We start from the raw sequence: 3,146 nt of genomic DNA on the forward strand, positions 1-3,146 counted from the left end.
CGCAAGCGGGTCCCGGTGATCGTGGAAGACAAAGAGAAGCGCCTCCTGCCGAGCGTCGTCGTACACGACTCCGCAGGCAATCAACTCGCCTCCTACTCGCTCCCCACGGGCTCGATGCTCCTGGTTCGCGAGGGGCAATTGATAAAGACGGGGGATGTCGTGGCGAAGATCCGGCGCGAGTCGAGCAAGACGCGCGACATCACGGGAGGCCTTCCCCGCGTCTCTGAGCTCTTCGAGGCGCGCAAGCCCAAGGATGCCGCAGTGATCAGCGAGATCGACGGGATCGTGCATGTCGGCAAGGTGAGCCGTGGAATGCGCAAGGTCCGCGTCGAGGGGGACAACGAGGAGTCGCGCGAGTACCAGATCCCGCAGGGGCGCCACTTGTACGTGCAGGACGGCACGGAGGTCCGGGCGGGCGACCGCCTCACGGAGGGGCCGATCAACCCGCACGACATCCTGAAGGTCAAGGGGATCAACGAGGTGCAGGAATACCTCGTCGACCAGATCCAGGAAGTCTACCGGATCCAGGGCGTGAGGATCGACGACAAGCACATCGAGGTGATCGTCCGGCAGATGCTCCAGAAGATAACGATCGACGATCCGGGAGACACGAGCTTCCTGAGCAACGAGGCGGTCGATAAGGTCGTCCTGCGCGAGGAGCTCGAGCGCGTGAGAACGGAGGGCGGAAAGCCGGCCACCTATCAGCCCCTGCTGCTCGGGATCACCAAGGCCTCGCTCTCGACGCGCAGCTTCGTTTCGGCTGCGTCGTTCCAGGAGACGACGAGGATCCTGACGGAGGCCTCGATCATGGGGAGCCTCGATCCGTTGCGGGGTCTGAAGGAGAACGTGGCCATCGGCCACTTGATCCCCGCGGGGACCGGATTGCCCGAGTATCGGAACATCAAGACCCAGCCGCTCGATCTCATGGAGGAGGAAGAGGAGGAGTTTCCCGAGCTCACCGGCGAGGAGCCGGCCAAAATGGCATAAATCAACGAGTTACGAGCTCGCTTCCGGGGAGACCCGGCAGAGCTTGGGCGTTGACGATAGGGTGGCGGATCAGTAGAATCGAACATCTGCGCGGTCTTCAGGCGTGAGGATGGCGCATCGCTAAGGAAGGTTGGATCAGAGGTGCCTACACTCCATCAACTTGTGCGCAAGGGGAGGGCGGAGGTCCGGAAGAAGACCTCGGCGCCCGCCCTTCGAAACTGCCCGCAGAAGCGAGGGTTCTGCACGCGCGTCTACACGGCGACGCCGAAGAAGCCGAACTCGGCTCTGCGCAAGGTCGCCCGCGTGCGGCTGACCAACAACATCGAGGTGACCGCCTACATTCCGGGAGAGGGTCACAATCTGCAGGAGCACTCGATCGTGCTGATCCGCGGCGGGCGCGTGAAGGACCTCCCGGGCGTTCGGTATCACATTATCAGAGGGACTCTGGACACCAGCGGCGTGGAGAACAGGAACAAGAGCCGTTCCAAATACGGAACGAAGCGCAAGAAGAAGTAGGGGCGAGGTCAGGATGCCAAGGAGACGCAGCGTTCAACGCAGGGAGCTGGTTCCGGATCCCAAGTACGGCAATGTCCTCATCACGCGCTTCATCGGCTCTCTGATGAAGGGCGGCAAGAGAAGCGTCGCCGAGGGAGTGCTCTACGGCGCGCTCGAGATCATCGAGAAGAAGACGGGTCAGGACGGCCTATCGGTCATGAAGCAGGCGATGAACAACGCGAAGCCCAACCTCGAAGTGAAGAGCCGGCGCGTCGGGGGAGCGACCTATCAGGTCCCCGTCGAGATCAAGCCGGAGAGGCGGAACGCGCTGGCCATCCGGTGGCTGATCCAGTACGCGAAGGCCCGACCCGATCATTCCATGAGAGAGAAGCTGGCCTCGGAGTTCATGGCTGCGGCCAAGAACGACGGGGCAACGATAAAGAAGCGGGACGACACTCATCGGATGGCCGAGGCCAACAAGGCCTTTGCCCATTACCGCTGGTAACCGAACCCGCGTCTTATCTGGTCGTCGCGAGCCCCAGGACATTCCCTGAAGAGCCGGTGTGAGGGCCAGGGGGCAAGCAAGTATCGGACCGTCCGCATCCCGGTGCCCGGGGTTGCGGCATCCTCGCGACGCAGGGCCGCATCCGCGGCCCCAAACGGTCCGGAAAAGCTTGAGGTCGCGAGCCTCGAGAGAGAACAGGACTTGAAGACTGAGTCGGGGCGGCGCCGCGAGGTTGCCGTACCCGTGGAAGGACATCCGTTGGGAGTGCCCTGTGACGAATCGCGTGCCGCTCGAAAGAGTCCGCAACATTGGGATCATGGCCCATATCGATGCGGGCAAGACGACGTTGAGCGAGCGGATTCTCTACTTCACCGGCAAGGTCCATCGCATGGGGGAGGTCCACGAGGGATCCGCCACGATGGACTGGATGGACCAGGAGAGGGAACGCGGGATCACGATCACCTCGGCGGCGACGACGTGCGACTGGGAAGGGCACCAGATCACGCTGATCGACACGCCCGGGCACGTCGACTTCACCATGGAGGTCGAACGCTCCCTGCGGGTCCTGGACGGCGCGGTCGCCGTCTTCTGCGCCGTGGGGGGGGTCGAGCCCCAGAGCGAGACGGTCTGGCGCCAGGCGGACAAGTACCGCGTGCCCAGGATCGCCTTCATCAACAAGATGGATCGTGTCGGGGCGGACTTCTTCGGGGCCGTCGCGATGATGCGGGAGCGGCTGGGCGCCCGTCCTGTGCCGATCCAGGTCCCGGTGATGGTGGGAGAGATCTTCCACAGCATCATCGATCTCGTGCGGATGGTTGAGGTGAGCTACGTAGAGGAACACGGCCTGACGACGTTTCAGGAGCATCCGATCGACGCCGACCTCGTCGACTTCGCCGAGGAGCACAGGATCCACATGCTCGAGGCGCTGGCGGACTACGACAATGAGCTGCTGCGCCGCTACGTCGAGAGCCACGACCTTCCCGCGGAGCTGATCTCGCGGGCGATCCGGCAGGGGACTCTGGAGGATAGGATCACGCCCGTGCTCTGCGGAACCGCATACAAGAACAAAGGAGTCCGCAAGCTCCTCGACGCCGTCATCGAGTATCTTCCCTCGCCGCTCGACCTGCCTCCGGTAAAGGGGGAGAACCCCGAGAGCCTC

At 63.3% G+C, this 3,146-nt stretch carries 4 protein-coding genes; all 4 read left to right on the forward strand.

Annotated elements, in window-relative coordinates; genetic code table 11:
* The coding region (locus FJY88_12970; GenBank protein MBM3288241.1) for a DNA-directed RNA polymerase subunit beta' at positions 1-987 on the forward strand (987 nt) is incomplete at its 5' end.
* A 141-nt stretch (positions 988-1,128) separates the two neighbouring features.
* The gene (locus FJY88_12975) at positions 1,129-1,503 is read left to right on the forward strand and encodes a 30S ribosomal protein S12 (protein MBM3288242.1); all 375 of its coding nucleotides are present in this window, start codon (positions 1,129-1,131) and stop codon (positions 1,501-1,503) included.
* A gap of 13 nt (positions 1,504-1,516) precedes the next feature.
* The gene (gene rpsG / locus FJY88_12980) at positions 1,517-1,987 is read left to right on the forward strand and encodes a 30S ribosomal protein S7 (protein ID MBM3288243.1); all 471 of its coding nucleotides are present in this window, start codon (positions 1,517-1,519) and stop codon (positions 1,985-1,987) included.
* Positions 1,988-2,258: 271 nt separating this feature from the next.
* A partial coding sequence (locus tag FJY88_12985) for a GTP-binding protein (protein MBM3288244.1) occupies positions 2,259-3,146 on the forward strand: 888 nt, incomplete at its 3' end.

It is taken from the genome of Candidatus Eisenbacteria bacterium, from assembly GCA_016867495.1.
Lineage (GTDB): Bacteria > Eisenbacteria > RBG-16-71-46 > CAIMUX01 > VGJL01 > VGJL01.

Excerpts from the sequence above, each read along its gene's own strand:
- rpsG (MBM3288243.1), top strand. The coding sequence starts at position 1,517 with ATGCCAAGGAGACGCAGCGTTCAACGCAGGGAGCTGGTTCCGGATCCC.